Origin of the sequence: Mycobacterium attenuatum, assembly GCF_900566085.1 — a bacterium.
Lineage (GTDB): Bacteria > Actinomycetota > Actinomycetes > Mycobacteriales > Mycobacteriaceae > Mycobacterium > Mycobacterium attenuatum.
In genome coordinates, this window is record NZ_UPHT01000071.1 from 1 (window position 1) to 5337 (window position 5337).

General features: G+C 65.3%; 3 protein-coding genes and 1 pseudogene. 1 reads left to right on the forward strand and 3 read right to left on the reverse strand.

What is annotated here, in order from left to right; genetic code table 11:
• Positions 1-426 (reverse strand): hypothetical protein (locus EET13_RS11935; protein WP_211189059.1); only part of this gene is annotated, 426 nt, incomplete at its 3' end.
• A gap of 504 nt (positions 427-930) precedes the next feature.
• Between EET13_RS11935 and EET13_RS11940 the strand changes: the two genes are divergently transcribed.
• On the forward strand, positions 931-2352 hold the full coding sequence (locus EET13_RS11940) for a phytoene desaturase family protein (RefSeq protein WP_122442490.1): 1422 nt from the start codon (positions 931-933) through the stop codon (positions 2350-2352).
• Between the two features lie 911 nt (positions 2353-3263).
• Here EET13_RS11940 and EET13_RS11955 read toward each other — a convergent pair.
• Positions 3264-4535: a PPE family protein gene (locus EET13_RS11955; protein WP_122442492.1), complete on the reverse strand. Its 1272-nt coding sequence runs from the start codon at positions 4533-4535 to the stop codon at positions 3264-3266.
• Between the two features lie 663 nt (positions 4536-5198).
• Positions 5199-5337: pseudogene (locus EET13_RS31390) on the reverse strand (hypothetical protein); the annotation flags it as partial.

Here is a 5337-nt window from a genome sequence, read left to right on the forward strand (position 1 = left end):
GGTCATCGCGGTCAGCCCGATGACCGCGATGACCCGCCGCGCGAGGCGTGGCCGGCCTGGGTTCGGTATCTCGGGTAGGAGCAGGCTGACGTTGTCGTCCGGCCGATGCCCGGCGCTGGCTCCGGTGACCATCCGAGTTCGTGGCTTGCTTGCCTCGCTGTTGCCGATGAGGTCGATCGCCATGGCGGGTGGTGCTCCGTATCTCAGGAAGGTTGCTCGGCCGCCGGTCCTCCCGTGGCCCGCGGGTAGCCCGGCGTCCACACGCTTCTCTACCCGCCAACCGCGCAGATAAACGCCGACCATGCCGTGCGTGCCGGCCTGCACCGCGGCCGGCCTGTACTGCAGCCGGGCGCTGAGCCCCCCGGGGGTGTCCGAGACGCCGAACAGCGCGCGGTGTGTGCCGGTCCACTGGGGGTTCAGCCCCACCGCCGCGTGTCATCGCTTGTTCGGCGCTGAATGGTCATGAATGGTCCTGAAACGGTGTTGGCCCGATCCGCGTCGGGTACCTGTGCGGAGACCCACCTCAGATATGAGGGCCGCCGATTCACTCAGGCAGCAGCCACATGAGCGATTCCGACGCCATCATCGACACATTGCACGAGACTCTCGACAAGGAACCGAGGCTTGCGCAGCGGCTGGAGCGGTCCTTGGTGACGGCGCGGGACTGGGCCGAGGCCGAGTCGGACTCCCGTTGTTTGACGCGTTGGAGTGGCCGTGCGACATCGGTGAGTATGAACAGTATCTGAAGCGCTTCATGCGATGGGTGCCGCACGAATCGAACGCTGACGCATGGAAAACGAGGAGACCCAACGGGTGACCAAGCCGGCATCGGCAACCGGTGGCGGCGGCCGGTAGGCCGACGGGTCGTCTAGCCGGCCCGGCCCGGCTGACAGTTAAGCTCGTCGAGGTGACGACTCAACGCCCGGTGCGATGACCAACGCGATCGTCGTCGGTGCCGGACCCAACGGCCTGGCCGCAGCGATCCATCTCGCTCGACAGGGTCTCGACGTGCAGGTGCTCGAGGCCGGCGACACCATCGGCGGGGGAGCGCGTTCGGGTGAGCTGACGGTGCCCGGACTCATCCACGACCACTGCTCGGCGTTTCACCCGCTCGGTGTCGGTTCGCCGTTCTGGCAGGAGATCGACCTGCAGCACTACGGGCTGACCTGGAAGTGGCCGCAGATCGATTGTGCGCATCCGCTCGACGACGGTAGCGCGGGCGTGCTGTTCCAGTCGATCGACAAGACCGTGGCGCGCATGGGCCCGGACGCCAGCCGGTGGCGACGCGCAGTAGGAGACCTGTCGGGCGGATTCGATGATTTGGCAGGCGATTTGCTCCGGCCCGTGATCAACGTGCCCCGACACCCGCTGCGTCTTGCCGCCTTTGGTCCGCGTGCGGCGCTGCCGGCCACCGTGATGGCGCGCTGGTTTCGTACCGAGCAGGCACGGGCGCTGTTCGGCGGGGCGGCCGCGCACGTCTATACGCGTCTGGACCGGCCGTTGACGGCATCGCTCGGTCTGATGATCCTGGCCAGCGGCCACCGGTACGGCTGGCCCGTTGCCCAGGGCGGATCGGGTTCGATCACGCGGGCACTGGGCGCGGCTCTGCAAGCCCTCGGCGGCGACATCACCACCGGCGTGACTGTCAGCAGCCGCAGCGACATCCCGGATGCCGACATCGTCATGCTCGACCTGAGTCCCGCAGCCGTCCTGGCACTGTACGGCGATGTGATGCCGGCCCGGATCAAGTCATCCTATCGGCGATATCGCGAGGGGTCGTCGGCGTTCAAGGTCGACTTCGCCATCGAGGGTGATATTCCATGGACGAACCCTGATTGTGCGCGCGCCGGCACTGTCCACCTGGGCGGCACCTTCGCCGAGATCGCGGACACGGAACGTCAACGCGCACAAGGCGAAATGGTGCGGCGGCCGTTTGTTCTGGTGGGACAGCAGTACCTGGCCGACCCGTCGCGCTCGGCGGGCAGCATCAACCCGGTCTGGGCCTATGCGCACGTGCCGTTTGGCTACACCGGCGACGCTACCGCGGCCGTCGTGGACCAGATCGAGCGGTTCGCTCCCGGTTTTCGCGACCGCATCATCGCCACCGTCAGCAAGTCCACCGCCGAATTGCAGGCCTACAACCGGAATTTCATCGGCGGCGACATCATCGGCGGCGCCAACGACGGGCTCCAGGTCATCTTCCGGCCGCGGATCGCCGTCAACCCGTATGTGATTGGGGTGCCTGGTGTTTACCTCTGCTCGCAGTCCGCGCCGCCGGGTGCCGGCATCCATGGACTGTGCGGGTACCACGCCGCACAATCAGCGTTGCGGTGGCTGCGTAAGCGGCGCTGACGTCCGTCGGCCCGGGCGCGATCACCGTCACGTGCCCTTGATCTGACTCGACAAAGCCCACGCAGGAACGTATTTGGGTCGGGATCCTGCGCCGGCGGCGACTGGCCAGGTTAGTTGGGTGTTGGTGGCGGTTGGGGAGAGAAGGGTTGATGCCACCACCAGTGGGCGCGTTCGCCGGTGGGTTCTGGTCCCCACCCGCACGGCCTCTTCGCGCTAAAGCATTTGCGCTCAACGCTTTAGCGGGTACCGCTTCCGGGCGCCAACACAGGCACAGCAGGTTAATTCGACGGGGTATCCGCCTACCGGCGGCACGTCGATGCCCGCCCCGCGCAGATGCTCGACAATGGCGGTGTAGGCCAGGACATCGTGCCCTTGTGACGCCCTTTTCGCCAACAGCCCTCTGACCGGTTGCGCAGCAGCGATGCCGCCTGGCGGCGGAACCGGCGACCAGTCGATGCCGTTTTGGCGGCAGCGCCTACCGATGGATTGCTCGACCTCGCGTGTCTGGTGTCGCTGCCGTGTACCGTCGGTGATGTACCACCAGGCCAGAGGGCTGGCACCGCGATCGATCTCACCTTGCTTGCGACCGGACGGGTGCGCGAACACCAGACGCCACTCGCTAATAAATCCTCGAACCGCAAGCGCCTCTAGGGCATCCCCGATGTGATGCTGCCGTTCCGACCTGTAGCGGTAACGGGGTTCCTCACGTGACACGAATCTGCACTCTAACAACCCCGAGCCAGGGCACTAAGCAAATTGTCCTAACACAGGAGACAGCTGTGACGGTTGCGATGAAGGCGACTGGGAGCCGACGGTGTGTAATTTCAGCCAACGGCTACCCAATGGTCCCCGGTCGATTCCGCAGTGACAGAACGCATCTCGCCGGGCGCTTCGCGAGCTTGTCAGCTGGATCACCCGCCGACCAGACTGGGCTGCCAATTGGTCGGCAGCATCGGTACCCCTGCACCGGCGTCAAGCTCACCGCTGCCGACCGTGGTCAATCCGCCGGCGGGTACGGCCGCCGCGCCGGACGTAGTCCCGGCAAACCCCAGCACCCCAGCGCCTTGATCGGCAGCTACCACCGACGCCGGTACCGCGGGCGCCGCCGCCGAAGCGAAGACTGCTTGCGGCTGAACCGCTGACGCACCCGCCAACGGTGATAGCGCACCAACGGCGACGTCGGCCACGGGCGTAGCCGCCACCCCGCCCAGGTTCGCGCCTGCAGAAGCCGCCGTTGCACCGGTGGCCGACAACGCCACTGCGTCCGCCAAGGGACTGGTCATGGCCCCAACCGCGCCAAAACCCGCGCCACCACCCCCAAGGATCCATTCGATCACCGCATCGATAACCAACAAAGGATCGGTCACGAATTGCCACGCCGGCACCACGACGAAGTGATACCAGAGAAAACCGTAATACCACAGCATGAAAAATCCGGCGGCAAAGTGCAGGGTCAAGAAGTCCACAAGGGCCTCGAGCGGGATCCTAAGTCCGATCGTGGGCAGCATCAGGAGGCCGATAACCATTTCCAGGACATTGAGATACTCGGCCACAATCAAGGTGAGTAACTCAATCAATAGTTCTTCGATGGGCGTCTCGGTGAGGGCCTGGGCGATACTGGCGGCCATCTCGGTGTTGGCGCCCGGTTTGATGATGATCGGTGCCGGGGCGGTGTGTGGGGTGGCGGCCAGCGTCGCAGTAGCAACCGCGTCGTACACACCCATGGTGGTGGCGGCTTGGATCCACATCCGTACGTAGTCGGCTTCGGTGAGTGCGATGGGGATGGTATTGATACCGAAGAAGTTGGTGGCGACCAGCACCGCGTGGGTGGCATGGTTGGCCGCCAACTCGCTCAACGTCGGCATCGCCGCCACCGCGCAGACGTAGGCTGTTGCCAGATTCTGCTGGGCCGCAGCGGTTTCCGCGCTGGCGGCGCTGGCGGCTGCCAACCACGTCAGATAGGGGGCGTAGGCCGCCACGCAGAACTCTGCGCTGGGACCGTCCCAGGTGCCGGCTTGGACCCCGGCCAGTATGACGGTCAGTTCTGCGGCCACCGACGCGTACTCGGAGCTCAATGATGTCCAGGCTTGTGCCCCGGCCAGCAACGAGTCCGATCCAGGTCCCGCGCTAAGTAGTGCCGAATGCACCTCCGGCGGCGCGGCCATCCATATCGGCGCCGTCATTGTGGGCCACTTGCGCGCAGATTTGGTACATCGAGGCAACCGGTGAGTCTCACAGCGCTATGCGGCACTACCGGAGCGTCCGCTGCGGACGGCGCCAACACAATCATTGGTGTCGCGGCGAGATGCGCGGTACTCCGGCCAATAGCCGGGGTGTGCGCAGCCGGATCGGGGGTCGTCAACCCGGCACGAAACATTCGTTGCGTCAACGCTTATCCTTCGGCTTATTCGCATTGTGTCGCCCGGTCACGCAGCCATTGCGCTGCGCGTCGTTCGCTCGAAACGAGGTTTCATTAAATCCAACGCCGTGCTATGCGGACAACACCTCGCCAATTCATTTTCATGTTCAGGTCATTAACACAAATTATGAACCGTAATTTTGCTGGTTGCAGCGGCTACCTGCGGTGATCCCGGGCTAGAACGGGTTGGCTCCGTGGCGGGCAAGCATGTCGCCGGGTCTGCTCGACGTGGCCAGAGGAAGCTGGGTTGTATCGAATTGCGTAGGTGTGCTGGAACTTCCACGCTTGACGGTGCACTCACTGCCCAGCGTCCGGCCTGGGCCAAGACGGCCGGCGAGATACGGGCCAGCAGCGTCAGCTACTGCGTTCGCTGGTGGTGCCCGGCGGGTGGGCACGAACCCGCAGAGTTGACTGTCAGAGCCGTAACTCAGCTCGCCCCAGCACCCGAAGGACCCGGCGCAACGGGCTGACCGGGCGCGGGCCCACCGGCCGGTGCCGGACTAGTTGGCGAGCCCTTGCCGGTTCCCGACATGTCGATGATCGGAGCCCCAGCCAGCGCCGGCGCG

Bases quoted from the DNA above. Each gene is read 5' to 3' on its own strand.
- EET13_RS11940 (WP_122442490.1), top strand. From the start codon at position 931: ATGACCAACGCGATCGTCGTCGGTGCCGGACCCAACGGCCTGGCCGCA.
- EET13_RS11955 (WP_122442492.1), bottom strand. From the start codon at position 4,535: ATGACGGCGCCGATATGGATGGCCGCGCCGCCGGAGGTGCATTCGGCA.